This is a genomic window from Sporosarcina sp. resist (assembly GCF_014302295.1).
GTDB classification, from domain to species: Bacteria; Bacillota; Bacilli; order Bacillales_A; family Planococcaceae; genus Sporosarcina; species Sporosarcina psychrophila.
In genome coordinates this window covers 3888249-3904198 of sequence record NZ_CP060287.1, presented here as the reverse complement: position 1 = coordinate 3904198, position 15950 = coordinate 3888249, and the positions used below count along the sequence as shown (strand labels likewise).

14 protein-coding genes are annotated in these 15950 nt (G+C 41.5%); 11 read left to right on the top strand and 3 right to left on the bottom strand.

The window, feature by feature from the left end; translation table 11 throughout:
- Nucleotides 1-268 precede the first annotated feature (268 nt).
- Nucleotides 269-1348 carry a CotH kinase family protein gene (locus H7992_RS19025; RefSeq protein ID WP_187047965.1) on the top strand — a complete coding sequence of 360 codons (1080 nt, stop codon included), beginning with the start codon at nucleotides 269-271 and terminating at the stop codon, nucleotides 1346-1348.
- Nucleotides 1349-1911: 563 nt separating this feature from the next.
- Here H7992_RS19025 and H7992_RS19020 read toward each other — a convergent pair.
- Nucleotides 1912-2793 (bottom strand): LysR family transcriptional regulator, encoded by an 882-nt coding sequence (locus H7992_RS19020; protein WP_187045599.1) that lies wholly within the window; start codon nucleotides 2791-2793, stop codon nucleotides 1912-1914.
- A gap of 107 nt (nucleotides 2794-2900) precedes the next feature.
- Here H7992_RS19020 and H7992_RS19015 point away from each other — a divergent pair, with 107 nt between their 5' ends.
- From H7992_RS19015 to H7992_RS18975, 9 genes are all read left to right on the top strand, one after another.
- Nucleotides 2901-4016 (top strand): citrate synthase/methylcitrate synthase, encoded by a 1116-nt coding sequence (locus H7992_RS19015; protein WP_187045598.1) that lies wholly within the window; start codon nucleotides 2901-2903, stop codon nucleotides 4014-4016.
- A 439-nt stretch (nucleotides 4017-4455) separates the two neighbouring features.
- Nucleotides 4456-6432: a S9 family peptidase gene (locus tag H7992_RS19010; RefSeq protein WP_187045597.1), complete on the top strand. Its 1977-nt coding sequence runs from the start codon at nucleotides 4456-4458 to the stop codon at nucleotides 6430-6432.
- A 79-nt stretch (nucleotides 6433-6511) separates the two neighbouring features.
- Nucleotides 6512-6994 (top strand): GNAT family N-acetyltransferase, encoded by a 483-nt coding sequence (locus tag H7992_RS19005; RefSeq protein WP_255428710.1) that lies wholly within the window; start codon nucleotides 6512-6514, stop codon nucleotides 6992-6994.
- Nucleotides 6991-7533 carry an SF0329 family protein gene (locus H7992_RS19000; RefSeq protein ID WP_187045595.1) on the top strand — a complete coding sequence of 181 codons (543 nt, stop codon included), beginning with the start codon at nucleotides 6991-6993 and terminating at the stop codon, nucleotides 7531-7533. Before H7992_RS19005 ends, H7992_RS19000 begins: the two co-directional genes overlap by 4 nt.
- 492 nt (nucleotides 7534-8025) lie before the next feature.
- Nucleotides 8026-8757, top strand: a complete 732-nt coding sequence (locus H7992_RS18995) for an ABC transporter ATP-binding protein (RefSeq protein ID WP_187045594.1) — start codon at nucleotides 8026-8028, stop codon at nucleotides 8755-8757.
- On the top strand, nucleotides 8754-9782 hold the full coding sequence (locus tag H7992_RS18990; RefSeq protein WP_187045593.1) for an ABC transporter permease: 1029 nt from the start codon (nucleotides 8754-8756) through the stop codon (nucleotides 9780-9782). Before H7992_RS18995 ends, H7992_RS18990 begins: the two co-directional genes overlap by 4 nt.
- Nucleotides 9783-9812: 30 nt before the next feature.
- Nucleotides 9813-10463 (top strand): TetR/AcrR family transcriptional regulator, encoded by a 651-nt coding sequence (locus tag H7992_RS18985; protein ID WP_187045592.1) that lies wholly within the window; start codon nucleotides 9813-9815, stop codon nucleotides 10461-10463.
- A 199-nt stretch (nucleotides 10464-10662) separates the two neighbouring features.
- On the top strand, nucleotides 10663-10965 hold the full coding sequence (locus H7992_RS18980) for a late competence development ComFB family protein (RefSeq protein ID WP_187045591.1): 303 nt from the start codon (nucleotides 10663-10665) through the stop codon (nucleotides 10963-10965).
- A 673-nt stretch (nucleotides 10966-11638) separates the two neighbouring features.
- Complete coding sequence (locus H7992_RS18975) at nucleotides 11639-13402, top strand: methyl-accepting chemotaxis protein (protein ID WP_255428483.1); 1764 nt, start codon at nucleotides 11639-11641, stop codon at nucleotides 13400-13402.
- A gap of 167 nt (nucleotides 13403-13569) precedes the next feature.
- Here the strand turns inward: H7992_RS18975 and H7992_RS18970 are convergent, their stop codons facing one another.
- Nucleotides 13570-14382, bottom strand: coding sequence for a flagellin N-terminal helical domain-containing protein (locus H7992_RS18970; protein ID WP_187045590.1), 813 nt, complete (start codon nucleotides 14380-14382; stop codon nucleotides 13570-13572).
- 114 nt (nucleotides 14383-14496) lie between these two features.
- On the opposite strand from H7992_RS18970, the gene fliS reads away from it, so the two are divergent.
- Nucleotides 14497-14895, top strand: coding sequence for a flagellar export chaperone FliS (gene fliS / locus H7992_RS18965; protein ID WP_187045589.1), 399 nt, complete (start codon nucleotides 14497-14499; stop codon nucleotides 14893-14895).
- Between the two features lie 39 nt (nucleotides 14896-14934).
- On the opposite strand, the gene H7992_RS18960 is transcribed toward fliS, so the two are convergent.
- Nucleotides 14935-15711: an enoyl-CoA hydratase-related protein gene (locus tag H7992_RS18960; protein ID WP_187045588.1), complete on the bottom strand. Its 777-nt coding sequence runs from the start codon at nucleotides 15709-15711 to the stop codon at nucleotides 14935-14937.
- Nucleotides 15712-15950 lie beyond the last annotated feature (239 nt).

The following is a 15950-nucleotide window of genomic DNA, read 5'->3' as shown; positions in this document are numbered from 1 at the left end:
GAACACCCTAGCGCAGGCGCGGCAAAGGGGTAGCCGAAGCCGTAAGACTGGATGCGAAGCGCTAATCCAGGCTTGCGGTGAGTGGCATCCCCAAAGCGCCAAGTGTTCTACAATCCACATCCCGAATTACAACTCTTTCATTATCGAGAACCACAGCAGATTCAATGGGATTTTTTTAATTCAACATATATGGTTAGAGTAACATCGAGCATTTGAATACATACGTATAGTATAAAAGTGAAGGGATAGAATTCACGTGGATATTGGCATGGAAGTACCTGAGTATCAGCTTTTTATTCACCCTAGTTATGTAAGCGAGCTTCGGAAAGATGTTTGGATGGATGATCCAGTTTCCGCAAAGTTGACGATTAATAAAAAGAAATATAAGATTGATATTGTATATCGTGGTTCCCATATTCGGGAGTTACGAAAGAAATCTTATCAGCTCTCATTTTACAAACCGAGCATATATAGAAAGGCAAAAGAATTTCATTTGAATGCGGAATTTAAAGATCCATCATTGTTGAGAAATAAATTGTCTTTTGATTTTTTTAATGAGATTGGCTGCTTATCACCTAAATCTCGTTTCGTTTTTGTGAAACTCAACGGGAAAAACGAGGGGATATATTTAGAAATAGAATCAGTGGATGAATTTTTTCTGGCGAATCGGCAGCTACCAGAAGGACCGATCTATTATGCGGTCGATGGGGATGCAAACTTTTCATTAATGAGTAATCTTGATAAAGAAGTAAAGAAATCACTCACGTTAGGCTATGAAAAAAAGTGTGTCACAGAGCAAGGTGATAATCAGTTACAAGAAATGATCGTTAACATCAACACCGTTCCAAGAGAAGAATTTGAGCATGAAATCGTAAAGTATGTAAACGTAGATAAGTATCTACGCTGGCTCGCCGGGGTTATTTTCACCCAAAACTTCGATGGATTCGTTCATAACTATGCACTTTATCGTAATGGGGAGACGGGTTTGTTTGAAGTTATCCCATGGGATTACGATGCGACATGGGGAAGAGATGTCAATGGTGAAAGTATGCGAGAAGACTATTTGAGAATTGAAGGATTTAATACATTAACCGCAAGGATTCTTGATGTGAAAACTTTTCGGATGCAATACAAGAGCCTATTAGAAGAGATTTTAAACAGTAAGTTTAATGTGGAGTATATGAAACCTAAAATACAAGCAATGCATAATTTAATAAGGCCATATGTTCTAAAGGATCCTTATGAAAAAGACAATATGGCCGAATTTGATCAAGAACCGGATTTCATATTGGCCTATATTGAGGCTAGAGGAAACTATATAAGGAGCCAATTGGACACATTGGATTAGGCGGCAATACGAAAAACCCATTAAATAATGGGAAGCTCTTAGATGGCAATGCTGAACAAGTCGTGAAACGTTTTGGGGGAAGAGGCATCAAAATTCGTCGATTCAACTGTGATGGTGAAGAAAGTCCGTTGCGGCGATGAAGAGGTAATTAGTATGGTGTGCTGGGAATCAGAGAGGAATTAGAATCAGTGGAGTAAATTTGATAGCAACATAAAAACAGCGGTGTCTTTTCATATGAAAAGCTGCCGCTGTTTTTGTGTGCGAATTACGAGTAGCGGTGATAACGGGGTTGATGCCGGTGATAATCGAAGCCATGGCGGTGATAACAGGCCCGATGGCGGTGATAACGATTCGTTAGATATACGATACAATAAAGTTGGTTATGAATTGGCATACTGCGTGGAGGAAATGGGGTGAATTGTTCCTCATCATTTTTTGCTTGTACACGTGAAAATTTTTAGGAAGATTAAAAAAACTCTATTAAATCTTCACCGAGGATATAACGCCAAATGACCGGCTATATAATTAACCCCTTTCCAACGCGGAGAGGGGTTAATTATTCATTATCTAAAATAATAATTAGAAATCTGATTGATAAATTCCTCTTCAAGCTCTCCTTTCTTTTTCGCCAGTATATATGTCGAAACGGTCGGTAATTCGAATAGGTCAAAATGTGGCTGCATAAGTCTACCTTCAATCAGTTCACGCCGGACGATTGAATGAGGAAGGAATGAGATGCCTAATCCTTCCTGGATGAACCGTTTTGCAATGTGCGCCTGTGTGACTTTCATCGTCCGTATGCCAGGAATGCGTTTATTGAGAGTGAAAAGTAAGTCATCCCAATAGACGGGGTGATGATGCGTAAATAAGTAGTTTTTCTGTAGTTCTTCAGAAACGTCAATAGGTGGGCCGCTTTCCTCATCGTATGGATCCGTTGGTATGATGAATAAAATAGGATCTTTGTAAATCAGGATTGATTCAATGTTTTTGAACGTAGCATCGAGTGCTGAAATACCAAGATGCACATCACCATTGTCGACAAGTTGCTCAATCATTTCCGATTCTTCGATGCGAATAGATAGTTCGACTTCGGGATGATGCTCCATGAATGTCCGTAATAAATAAGGTAAGATCGTTTCGGCCATTAACGGTGAAATTGCGATGGTCCAATTGCGGCGATAGCCTTGCGAAAACGCATGCATCCGACTCACACTCGCGTCCGCGTCTTTAGTAAGTCGAACAGCTTCAATATAAAAAAACTTCCCGGCATCGGACAAAGTGACGCGGTTGTTCTGTCTATCAAAAAGTTTAGTACCAAGTTGTTCCTCTAAAAGGCGAATATGCACGGTTACGCTCGGTTGGGATAGCATCAATTTCTCGGAAGCTTTCCGAAAATTTAAGGTCTCAGCGGCGACAATAAATGTTTTGAGCCATTGAAAATCCATTAAGTGACCCTCCTTTTGATTAATAATACTAATTGATTTGATAAAAAACATTCAATTTCCATAATTATACCTTCGCCTTATACTAAAGAAAAGAAGGAGGAATAATCATGTTTCAAAAAGGGTTGAAAGATGTTATTGCGGTACACACGAAAATCGCGTCGGTCGATGGAGAAAAAGGGGAATTGCGATATAGGGGTGTTTCTATAGGCGACCTCATAGTGACGCATTCATTTGAAAAAGTGGCTTATTTTATGTGGACTGGCGTATTGCCGGGAGAAAGTGAACTTTGTATATTGAATGAAAAACTGATTGCGGTAAGAGAACTTCCTCTACATGTTGTGAAGATTATTGATGCACTTCCTGCTGATATGCCACTGATGGATGCGATACGGACGGCGGTTTCCGCTTATGGACACCCTGCGTTTAAGGATGAAATAATCGAGGATCAGGCGCTTGTTTTGACAGCGGCACTTCCAGTGATTATTGCGCGCCATTATCGAAATCAACAAGGACAATCAATCGTTGAAGCGGATCCGACTTTATCGCACACAGCGAATTATTTGTGGATGCTAACAGGCGTTATCCCAAATGACGTACAAGTCGAGGCGCTCGAAACGTATTTGAAATTAACGATGGAACACGGATTGAACGCGTCGACTTTTGCAGCACGAGTCACCATTTCGACTGAATCCGATTTGACATCTGCAATCACGTCGGCAATCGGAACGATGAAAGGTCCGTTACATGGAGGCGCGCCATCGGGTGTCATCGATTTGTTGGAGGAGATGGAAACGCTTGGAAATATCCGTCCAGTCATTGAGGCTAAAATGAAACGCGGGGAACGCATCATGGGGTTCGGCCACCGAATTTATAAAACGGAAGATCCTCGGTCAGTTCTTTTGAGAGATAAATGCATCAGTATGTCGGGGGAAGATGACTGGTTGGACTTGGCGACAGCAGCTGAAAAAGAAATCATATCTTTGCTGGAAGAGTATAAGCCGGGCCGAAAATTGTATACGAACGTCGAATATTATGCCGCAGCTATCATGCGTTCAATCGAAATGCCGCCGGAACTCTTCACACCAACGTTTAGTGCAGCAAGAATCGTCGGCTGGACAGCTCATGCCATTGAACAGTTAAGCGACAACACCATCTTCCGACCACAATCGGTGTATGTAGGAGAAATGATAGTTTTGGATGAGGGGTTTCATGTGGGGAGATGATTGTGTCGTGACATTTTGGTGTTGTCCTCACAGTTTTGAAGTTAGCCGTGACAGTTTGACGACTTGACCTCACAGTTAGTCGGTTTGCCATGACAGTTCTGCGTTGTCCTTACAGTTTCGAAGTTAGCTGTGACAGTTAGACGATTGGCCCTCACAGTTAGTCGAATTGCCATGACAGTTCCGCGTTGTCCTCACAGTTTTGAAGTTAGCCGTGACAGTTAGACGATTTGTCCTTACAGTTAGTCGACTTGCCATGACAGTTCCGTGTTGCCCTCACAGTTTCGAAGTTAGCCGTGACAGTTTCACGACTAGCCCCCATAGCTCCACACCAGATCTCCTTCGCCACACGAGGAGATCATTTTTTTATGCCCATGAAAAAAGGGAAACTGTTACGAATGTCGAAATAAGTAGATAGAGAAGAAATAAGGGGGAATTAGCAATGGAAAAACGTAAACTGGAAGTAGCTGACCTATTTAAATTACAGTCTGTGACGGATCCGCAATTAGCGCCGAATGGCAAGGAAGCAGTATTTGTGAAAACGCATATTGATGAGGAAGACAATAAATATATAGCGAATTTATTTCACGTAGATCTGGAATCGAACGAAGTGACGCAGTGGACGCATGGCAAAGGGGCAATTTCATCACCTGAATGGTCTGCCGATGGGAAACAAATCGCCTTTTTATCGGACCGGGAAGAGAAGAACCAGTTGTTCATCCTACAGGCAAGAGGTGGGGAAGCACAGAAAGTAACCACATTTGAAAAAGGCGTTTCGGGTTTCCTTTGGTCGCCGTGCGGCAAGAAAATTTGGGTGGACGCAGTCGTGAAAGAAGGCAAGACGTTTACAGATAAAGAAGAAAAGGACGAAAAGAAAAAGCCGCAGCCGTACCGTGCCACGAAAATGAAATATCAAATGGACGGGGCGGGCTTGTTGCCACAAGATACGTACAAACAAATCGGCCTTGTTGACATCGAAACGGGAGAGGTAACGCAGTTCACTGAGGGGAATTTCCAACATGGATTGCAAGCCATATCGCATGATGGCAAGAAATTAATTATCGGCGTCAACCGAAAGGATAATTTGGATTTCGAGTTCCGTCAACCGCTAGTAATTGTCGACGTTGAAACGAAAGAAGAAACGGTTCTTGTCGATGAAGAGGGCTATTTCGGTGGCGCCCAATTTTCATTTGATGACCGTTACATCGCATACGTTGGTTCAGACCGGACATTCGAAAATGCGACGCACAGCACTTTGTACGTCTATGACACGGAAGACGGTATGCGCATGAATTTGACGGAAAGCATCGACGCACCGGTTGGGGATGCAGCAGTTGCGGATCATCAGCAAGGGGCGGGTGCACCGTCAGCAGTTTGGACAAAGGATAACTATTTGTATTTTCAACTGTCGACAATGGGCGATATCCGTCTGTACTTTGCGTCACTCGAAGGGGAGTTATATCCCGCAACACCTGAAAATGAGCATGTATATGGCTATGATATTTCAGTCGACGGCGAGTTTGCGCTCGTTGCAGTCAGCAATGCCATTAATCCGGGAGAGCTATATAAACAGACAATCGCAACAGGCGAACGACAAGCCATCACTTCATTCAACGCAACGTATTTAGAGGAAGTTGAACTTGTTGAACCAGAAGCAATTGTCTATAAAGGCGCAACCAATTGGGACGTGCATGGTTGGCTAATGAAACCGGCGGGCTACGTTGAAGGGACTAACTATCCGCTAATCGTCGAAATTCACGGCGGTCCGCACGCAATGTATGCGAATACGTTTTTCCATGAGTTACAACTATTGGCGGCGCAAGGATACGGCGTCCTATACGTTAATCCACGCGGAAGCCATGGCTATAGCCAAGAATTCGTAGATGCAGTACGAGGAGATTACGGTGGCGGAGATTATGAAGATATTATGGCTGGCCTTGACTATGTTTGTAAAGAAAATAGCTGGATCGACATGAACCGACTTGGTGTAACAGGTGGGAGCTATGGCGGTTTCATGACGAACTGGATCGTTGGCCATTCTGATCGTTTCAAAGCAGCTGTCACGCAACGTTCGATTTCTAACTGGATCAGTTTCTTTGGCGTATCCGATATTGGTTACTACTTCAGCGATTGGCAAATCGGCGCTGACATGACCGACGTTAACAAGCTGTGGGAACATTCCCCGCTGAAATATGCGAAACACGTTGAGACTCCGCTGTTAATTTTACACTCGGAAAAAGATTTCCGTTGCCCGATTGAACAAGCAGAGCAGCTATACATCACCTTAAAAAGCATGGGGAAAGAAACGGAATTTGTCCGCTTCCCAGATGCAAATCATAACTTATCGCGCACGGGTACACCGAACCTGCGCATTGCAAGGTTGGACGAGATAACAGGCTGGTTCGCGAAATATCTATAATTGATTTGGGGGAATATGATTGAGTTATACAAATGAGGGCGTAACAATACGTCCGATCCAAGAACAAGATTTACACCGCATGTGGGAACTCAGTTTCAAAGATGAAAATCCTGAATGGAAAAAATGGGATGCACCTTATTATGAACATCAGCCAATGACGTACGAAGCGTTTCTGGAAAGGCGCGATAAAATCGTTGCACAGGACGATTATTGGGGCATCGAAGTGGATGGCGAATTGATCGGCATGGTTAGTTATTACTGGGAACATAAGCCGTCCCTTTGGCTGGAGATGGGGATTGTCATTTATGAACCACAGTATTGGAGCGGCGGCTACGGAACGAAAGCTTTCACGATGTGGATCGATCATTTATTCAATGAAATGCCACTGGTTCGTGTCGGCTATACGACGTGGTCAGGTAATGAGCGTATGATTAAAGTCGGCGAAAAACTGGGTATGACGATGGAAGCGCGGTTGCGGAAAGTGCGTTATTGGAACGGGACTTACTATGATTCGATTCGGATGGGTATTCTCCGCCAAGAATGGGAATCCCGACTTTCATGAGGTGGTCGAAGCTGAAACAGATGGCGGAGGGTTTGTTGTGTGAGTCACTGAAAGGTCGGGTACATTATCAGGCAATCATTCATCGAAAAAGTCATGACCAGACAAGCAGCTTTCGTGTGACATTTGATGGTAAAGAGATTGGCTGGGCATCGGATATTCCATACGCAATGGAGTTGAATCGACGCAGTGACGATTTGCGGGACGAGCGACAATTAAATCCGTTTCCTTGGCATCTCCATTGGCGGGAATTGGAACTGTCTGAAGACTACAAAGCCTATCATCGTGCGTATGAGGATACTGAAACGGAAATGATTGCTGACGAAGTTTTCCCGGCATGGGATGTGAAAGAACTATTATTCGATTACGTTCATATGCCATTTGAAGAAGCGATTGTTCATGAGCATCCGTTTGTCAGAGCGATTAGCTTATTCGATAGGCGGTTTGGAAAGAGAAGGCTCGCAGAAATCGACTCTGAAAAGGAAAGCGGATTGGTCAAGGCATTTTACGAAATTCGTATAGAAGCAGATTCAAAAGAATAACTAGATAAGTTGAAATAAAGAAATCCATTGAACCGCTGAGGCTACGCTTGTTAAGACGCCTTCGCTTAATCTATACACCGGATTCAATACTTCAATTTATACAGGTAGCCATTCCGGAAACTCGGAATGGCTGTTTGTATGTCAGGATTTAGCTAGGGATTTGGGTGTAATGTGAGGGACTTATGATCGTTTATCGAGCGATATGATTGGTCGAGGAGGGGATATGATCGTTTATCGAGTTATATGATTGGTTGGGGAGGAGATATGATCGGTTACCGAGTTATATGATTGGTCGAGGAAGGATATGATCGTTAATCGAGCTATATGATTGATCGAGGAGGGGATATGATCGTTAACCGAGCTATATGATTGTTCCCCAAAGTCATACAATCATTCAACAAAACAATGTCTGCTTACACACTTTACAAACGCAAATTCCTCGCATACAATAAAAGTGAGTACTCACTCACTATCGCGAAAGGGGTGTTAAGGATGGAACAACCAAAGACGTGTGTATCGATTCGCCACGTATCCAAAAGCTATAAGAAACACCATGTGCTAGAGGATATTAATTTGGATATTCTCGAAGGGGAAATTTTTGGTCTACTCGGTCCATCTGGCGCAGGGAAAACGACGTTAGTTAAACAACTAACAGGCTTGGATACGCCAACTTCAGGGGAAAGTTATTTATTTCAAACGAAAATGCCTTCATTAAAATTAATTACCAGCATCGGTTATATGGCGCAATCGGATGCGCTGTATGAAGATCTTTCAGCAAAAGAAAACTTGCAATTTTTCTCGTCCCTATATGGCCTGAAAGGTGAGAAACAAACACGCAGAATAACAGAAGTGATGGAGCTTGTTCAGCTTTCAGGTGATCTGAAAAAACTAGTTTCCAACTTTTCTGGTGGCATGAAATGCCGGCTTTCATTAGCAATCGCATTACTTCATGAACCAAAAATCTTAATCCTCGATGAGCCGACTGTCGGGATTGATCCCGTTCTACGAAAAAGTATTTGGGAAGCCTTTTACAAATTAAAACAAAATGGAACGACAATCATTGTGACGACGCACGTTATGGATGAGGCCGATAAATGTGATCGACTTGGATTGATGCGCGGTGGCAGTCTAATTGCAGTTGGAACGCCTGATGAATTGAAAGAAATGACGAATTCAACAACGATTGAGGAAGCTTTCCTTTTTTACGGAGGTGCAAAAAAATGAGAGTTTTCGCATTGACACAACGAATTTTACGGCAAATTGTACGTGACAAACGAACAATGGGATTGCTCATTGTTGCGCCGATTTTGGTATTAACGATGCTGCATCTTGTGTTTAACGGAGGAGACTATACACCGAAAATAGGCTTCGTTGATGTCCCAGATGCTGTTATGGAACAGATGGATTTAGACGGAGCAAATGTCACAACATACAGCGATGAAAAAAGCGCAAAGGCCGATTTAGCCGAGCAAACGATAGATGGCTACTTAACACTAAAAAACAACGCGTCTACCGTCGTTCTTGAGGGAAGTGACCCGACCGTTGCGGGCGCCACGATGAAATGGCTTCAACAAGCAATGCCGACTGGACAGGAAAACGCTACTTGTCCCCAGTTGGAAATCGACTACTTACACGGCTCTAGCGACATGGGGACGTTTGATTATTTCGGGCCCGTTCTTCTCGGATTTTTCGTTTTCTTCTTTGTCTTTTTGATTGCAGGTGTATCGTTTTTACGAGAACGGACCACGGGTACGCTCGAACGGTTACTTGCGAGTCCATTACGAAAATGGGAAATCGTAATGGGGTATGTATTTGGCTTCGGAATTTTCACGATGATTCAATCGACTATTATTGCTGCTTACGCAATTTATGTACTCGGAATGATGATGGAAGGCGCATTCGGCTATGTTTTACTGATTACCTTGCTACTCGCTTTAACAGCTCTCACGCTCGGTATTTTACTATCTTCATTCGCCAAAAATGAACTCCAAATGATACAGTTCATCCCAATCATCATAATCCCACAAATCTTCTTCTCTGGATTATTTAATTTGGATACCATCTCGAAGTGGCTGAGCTGGGTTGGCCCATTCACGCCTTTGTATTACGCGGCGGATGCATTACGCGATATAATGGTCAGAGGATATGGATGGGGCGCTATTTACATGGATATTTTAGCGTTAGCAGGATTCTCTTTACTGTTTATCATAATAAACATCCTGGCCCTACGAAAATACCGTAAAATTTAACGGAAATGATTGACGAAAAGGGAGTTCAGCATGACAAAAGAGGATCAAATGATCGAGGAAATGTTCAATCAAAAAGGTGATTTAACAGAGCGGAAAAAGAAAATAGTAGCCGCAGCGATTGAATCTTTCGCTGAAAAAGGCTATTCCGCCACGTCTACAAAGGAAATTGCCCAAAAAGCGGGAGTAGCCGAAGGAACGATTTTCAGACATTATAAAACGAAAAAAGAGTTACTGATGTCCATTGTCACACCGATGATGATCAAATTGATGGCGCCAATTATTATAAAGGATATCAATAAAGTACTGAATCATGACCATGAAACATTTGAAGACTTTGTAAGAGCGATGATCGATAATCGTAGAAAGTTCCTGAAAAGTAATCTTAAAATCATCAAAATCTTCATTCAGGAAATCCCTTTTCATCCAGAGTTAAAAGAGCAATTCATGGAGCATGTCGGCAGCAAAGTCTTTACACGACTTAGGCAAATTATTGAACATTACCAGGATAAAGGGCAAATTATCAAACTGCCCATCGATACCGTCCTTCGCTTAACAGGTTCGACAATCATCGGCTACTTTGTGACTCGATATGCTATATTACCTAATGCCGATTGGGATGACGAAGTGGAGGTCGACTTGACTATTCAGTTCTTGATGAAAGGATTGGCGCCGGAGGAGTAATCAGGAGGGTGCATGAACGCCACTCTGTAGTCAACTATGTACGTAGACCCGGACGATTTCAAGTGAATATACGCGCCTAACTAATTCAATGGGTCATTTAGCAGGGGGAAATCCATTAAAGACATGATATGATTAATGGGAAATGATGGATATGGAAGCGTTGACAACGAATGTCCATCAACTACTGGAGTGTGAATAAATGGCATTATACAATGTGATGGAAGAAGTTGTCCACGAAGTGTTGATACGATATAAAGACCAACTGCATCTGACTTGTCAATGTGAACATTGCATGAATGATATTATGGCAATTGCGCTCAACGAATTACCGCCACGTTACATTGTAAACAAAGATTATGTACCATATGTCAGGGCGGCGCACGTTGCGGATCGTCAAGGTGCAACGAATATTATACTGATTGTTACAAAAGCAGCAGCATTTGTTTCAAAAAGTCCGCGCTGTCCGACAATGAACCCTGCTACGCTCAAATCAACTGAATAACTTCTAAAAGCCTATCAATCCTTAAGGATGGCTGTAGAAAGATTCATGGTTCTTAAGAAAATCCAAGGAAAAGACGACTTCACATTCGATTTTTGAATGTGAAGTCGTCTTTTTTGATACTACAGAAATGATAAAACTTTGTAATGTGAATAGTTGTAACTTAGTGATTTTACTCCTAGATTTCAAGCGCTAAATTCTGTGTCTTTCATTTTGCTGTCGTTAAGTTTCCCGAAAAAAGATAACGACGGCATTTAGGTAATATTTAATCCCTTAATTTTAGTCTCCTATGAAATTAAGAGAGTTACTATGTTACTAGATAGAAAGGGGTCTAGAATCCTGATTTTATTGAATTTCAATCTAGCTTTAAAATCGAGGATCAGAGTTGCTCATTACTAAGTTCACGTAGAATGAACAATTTATTTTTTTGAATGTTAACATTATAGAGTTTATTGCCGATAAAAAAAGGGTGCACATTTATGATATGAATAGTAAAAAGCTAATTCAAGACGGAGGAATGCTACTAAAACTAGTAGAAAAAAAGGATATTTCCACTTTTGTCAACTTTCAGTATATACATCGGGAAAAGGGGTTTATTCCTTTTCTGAAAAAGTAAATGCAAATTAAGTAAATTGCCACGGAAGAGTACTTTTTTAATAAAAACTATATAGAGAAGGTGTCCTCATTGAAATTATTTAATTTCTTTTCATCAACAATTAAAATGAAACTGATTACTATTTCTTTCTTACTACTATCTATTCCCTTAATCATTACAGGTACGTTAGCATATCAGAAAAGTAAAACTAGTTTAGATGATTTGGGTGAAACAAATTTAAAAAATAGTGTAGAAATGACCATTTTGTTAATAGAGGCACTTAATAAAGAAGTTGAAAAAGGGGACCTATCCTTAGAAGAAGCGCAAGAAAATGTGAAAGTCTCCATTTTAGGTGAAAAAAATACCGATGGAACCAGACCCCTGAACCCAAACCTTGAACTGGGTAAAAACGGGTATATTTTCGTGTTAAATCAAAAGGGGATTGATATTGCACATCCCAGTTTGGAAGGTACTGATACATGGGATTCTGTAGACTCTAATGGTGTGAAATTTGTTCAAAAAATAATTGACATCGGAAATAATGGCGGAGGTTTTACTTTTTACGAGTGGCCTTTACCGAATACAAAAGATCAAATTGAACCAAAAGTAACATACTCGAAGGTGGATCCATATTGGGGATGGGTTGTAAGCGGCAGCACCTATATGATGGACTTTAATCAGCCGGCTAGAGAAACGTTGAATTTAGTTTTATTGGTTATAGGAGTTTCCTTATTTTTAGGAGTCTTCATTATTTGGCTTTTTGCGAATAACATTTCTAGACCGCTCAATATGGTGTCTGGACAAATGGACCATCTTGCGAATGGCAACCTTACTCTCGAACCATTACCAATAAAATCAAAAGACGAAATTGGCCAACTAGGTCATGCGATGAATCAAATGCAAATGGGGCTAAAGGAAATGATTCAAAATGTATCCAATGCCTCTGAAACGATAACTACTCAAAGCGAGGAATTTACTCAATCCGCAAATGAGGTAAGACAGGGTGGAGAACAGATTGCCACAACGATGCAGGAACTATCATCAGGTGCTGAATCTCAAGCAATGAGCGCCACAGCCCTTATCGAAATGATGGAAGATTTTAATGTGAAAATTGAAGTATCCAATAAATTTGGAGAAGAAATTGAAAGAACATCTGATTCAGTATTAATTATGACCGGAGAAGGCCGTGTCTTAATGGACCAATCAGTCACGCAAATGGAGAGTATCCATCAGAAAGTAACCATTGCGGTGGAAAATGTTCAGGGATTAAATAGCCATACGAAAGAGATTTCTAAGCTTATTCAAGTAATCCAAGAAATTGCAGATCAAACTAATCTATTAGCTTTAAATGCTGCAATTGAAGCAGCAAGAGCAGGTGAACAAGGTAAAGGTTTTGCCGTGGTTGCAGCAGAAGTTAAAAAATTGGCTGAACAAGTATCTGATTCAGTTGGGGGAATTACGAATATTGTGGATCGTATTTTGCTCGGTTCAGTTGATGCAGTAAATTCATTGCAGTCAAGCTATGATGAAGTAGAAAATGGAACTAAACACATTAAAGTAACTGGACAAACATTTGGTGCCATCAATGAATCAGTGATAGAGATGGTTGGAAAAACACAAAATATTTCTCGGAATCTGAGGGTTTTGACTGATTATAGTGTGGAAATGAACAAATCTATTGAAGAAGTGGCAGCTGTAGCAGAGGAATCAGCTGCAGGGGTTGAGCAAACCGCCGCTTCGACACAGCAATCCAGTAGCTCAATGGAAGAAATAGCACTTGGAGCGGAAGAACTCGCATCCCTTGCAACACAATTGAATGAACAAGTTAATAAATTTAAATTATGAACAACATTATTATTATTTTAAAATGATTGGGGTTAATCGTTATTCATAAATCAAGGAGATAGCTCTTAAACTAAATGTAGTAAGTTGTGATAGTGGGCATAATCGTAATCAAAAGAAGAGCATATAGTTAATAAAACGGACACCATCAACATGTGATGGTGTCCATTTTATTTTGAAAACAAGCTTAGCAGGCCCTGTACGTTCTGATTGACGTGGTTGACCAAAAGGTGGTCGCCTTTTTGACGGATATCGCCAGAAATGAAATTCATCATTTCCTTTGCCATATCTGTATCTTCAAAAAGGGAAAGTGACTTTGTTAAATTGTTTTCGAATACTATTCCGTTACGCAAGTGATGCTCAATCGCTTCCATATCAGAGCCGATAGCTGTCAGATGACCTGTCACTTTTCGCATGGCTCCATCAATTTTTGTAATCAGTGTTTCAGCATCTTCACGGGTCACCAATGTAGCGTCATCAAGATCTAATGCTTTCGTGCTCATATCAACCAGATTGATGTTGATTTGCTGGTAGGGATTGGCACCCACTTGAAGGATAAGGGTTTTATTCTCGCCAAGAATTTTCTTTGTGTTGAACTCCATTTTCTCAGCTGTATCGTCGATAGCTCCCAGCAATTGGACTAGTTCTTTTTCGCTGGTCACTCGATCATTATCCGTCAATGTACCATTGGCATTCATAACTGCGAGTTCACGTGCACGCTGCAATAAGTCGTTGACATTATTCAGCCCTCCGTTGACAGACTCAAGGACAGACAAGCCATCTTGCATATTGCGCTGCGCCTGTGAAAGCCCCCTTATTTGTGCACGCATTGTTTCTGAAATTGGGACCCCCGAAGCATTATCGCTGCCTTTTGCAATTTTTAACCCCGAGGAAAGCTTTTGAAGACTTTTTTCAATTTCTATGGCATTACGATTTGATCGGTTTGTCGAAAAAGCAATCTGTTCCTGACTATTTATTCGCATTCTCTCACCCCTAGCTACTTATAATTCCAACTACTCCCTCTCTATATCGGTAAATTTCCTTATAAATGAACAATTATTACCGATAATAAGGAAAAGATGGATGGAGTGAAGAGAGTGGATGTGAAAAAGGCGGCTGAGCGTTATCAGCAAACGAATTATGCGACGCTCTCCACAATCGAATACGTCCTATTGTTGTTGAATGAATGCCTGCGTTATGTAGATATTGCGGAAACAGCAATTCGAACTGAGCATAAAGAAGAACTATATGAATACATATCAAAGACTCAGCATTTACTCTTTGAATTAATGGCAGCAACCAATACACAGTTGGAAGAAGGGAAACGCCTGTCCTCATTTTATGCATACCTCAATCAATGCCTAGTGGGAGTCCGTCTCAATAAAGAGCCAGAAATCTTGGAAATGGTAACCCAGCATTTCGTGGATCTAATTGAATCATGGGAAGTGGCAAAACAAAAAGGCCGTATAGAAAAATATACGACCCCATGGATATAAAAAAGGAGAGGGCACCTAAGCCTTCTCCTTTTGACTAACCTATTTCCCTTTAAAAACAGGCTTCCGCTTTTCCGAAAAAGCATTTAATGCTTCAATGCGGTCTTCAGTCGGAATCGTAAGTTCATACGCTTTCCGTTCAATCGCAAGTCCGGTCTGCAAGTCCACATTCATACCGTGTTTAATCGCGAATTTCGCCTGTTGCAAGGCAATTGGTCCATTCGCAAGGATTGAATCTGCAAAGTCGGCTGTCTCCTGAACAAGATTTTCCGGTGTAGCAATCTTCGTGAGGACACCATAGCTAAGCGCTTCGGTCGCCGTCATTCTGCGTGCTGTCAAAATAAGTTCAAGCGCTTTCGCTTCGCCAATTAACCTTGGAAGACGCTGCGTTCCACCCGCTCCTGGAATAATAGCAAGTCCAGTTTCAGTCAACCCCATAAGTGCAGTATCGGCCGCAATTCGGAAATCGCAAGCCAGCGCAAGTTCCATTCCACCCCCGAATGCAAAACCGTTCATCATTGCAATCGTTGGTTGTGGCAAGTTCTCAATTGCAGAGAACACTTCACCAATTTTGTAAAGATTCCTCTTCACTTGCAGGTCTGTAAGTGTTTTTCGTTCCTTTAGATCTGCCCCAACGCTAAAGGCACGATCACCGGCCCCTGTGAAAATGACAACCCGGATATCAGGATTGATGCGTATTGACTCTGTAATCTGCCCCAGCTCAACCAACATATCGTAGTTAAATGCATTCATTGCTCCCGGACGATTGAGCGTCACGAAAGCGAGATTCCCCTTTTGTTCATAATGGATTGCTTCCATTTTAAAATCCCCCTTGAATAAAACCTGTTGATAACTAAAACATACCATTATTCATGGTGTGTTGCTATTTTAATTGATCCATGTTGAACAAATGGAAACCTATTTAAAACTGAGCGAAGGCACCCCCTTGCGTCATAGCCGAATCATTAGGATTCTGTATTTCAACATATATAGTGCTTTTTTGTAATTGTAGTGGTAAACAAGTCGTTTTTTGCTATACTACAAGAAATGGAGTGAAT

Excerpts from the sequence above, each read along its gene's own strand:
- H7992_RS19025 (WP_187047965.1), top strand. The coding sequence starts at position 269 with ATGGAAGTACCTGAGTATCAGCTTTTTATTCACCCTAGTTATGTAAGC.
- H7992_RS19020 (WP_187045599.1), bottom strand. The coding sequence starts at position 2,793 with ATGGATTTTCAATGGCTCAAAACATTTATTGTCGCCGCTGAGACCTTA.
- H7992_RS19015 (WP_187045598.1), top strand. The coding sequence starts at position 2,901 with ATGTTTCAAAAAGGGTTGAAAGATGTTATTGCGGTACACACGAAAATC.
- H7992_RS19010 (WP_187045597.1), top strand. The coding sequence starts at position 4,456 with ATGGAAAAACGTAAACTGGAAGTAGCTGACCTATTTAAATTACAGTCT.
- H7992_RS19005 (WP_255428710.1), top strand. The coding sequence starts at position 6,512 with ATGTGGGAACTCAGTTTCAAAGATGAAAATCCTGAATGGAAAAAATGG.
- H7992_RS19000 (WP_187045595.1), top strand. The coding sequence starts at position 6,991 with ATGAGGTGGTCGAAGCTGAAACAGATGGCGGAGGGTTTGTTGTGTGAG.
- H7992_RS18995 (WP_187045594.1), top strand. The coding sequence starts at position 8,026 with ATGGAACAACCAAAGACGTGTGTATCGATTCGCCACGTATCCAAAAGC.
- H7992_RS18990 (WP_187045593.1), top strand. The coding sequence starts at position 8,754 with ATGAGAGTTTTCGCATTGACACAACGAATTTTACGGCAAATTGTACGT.
- H7992_RS18985 (WP_187045592.1), top strand. The coding sequence starts at position 9,813 with ATGACAAAAGAGGATCAAATGATCGAGGAAATGTTCAATCAAAAAGGT.
- H7992_RS18980 (WP_187045591.1), top strand. The coding sequence starts at position 10,663 with ATGGCATTATACAATGTGATGGAAGAAGTTGTCCACGAAGTGTTGATA.
- H7992_RS18970 (WP_187045590.1), bottom strand. The coding sequence starts at position 14,382 with ATGCGAATAAATAGTCAGGAACAGATTGCTTTTTCGACAAACCGATCA.
- H7992_RS18960 (WP_187045588.1), bottom strand. The coding sequence starts at position 15,711 with ATGGAAGCAATCCATTATGAACAAAAGGGGAATCTCGCTTTCGTGACG.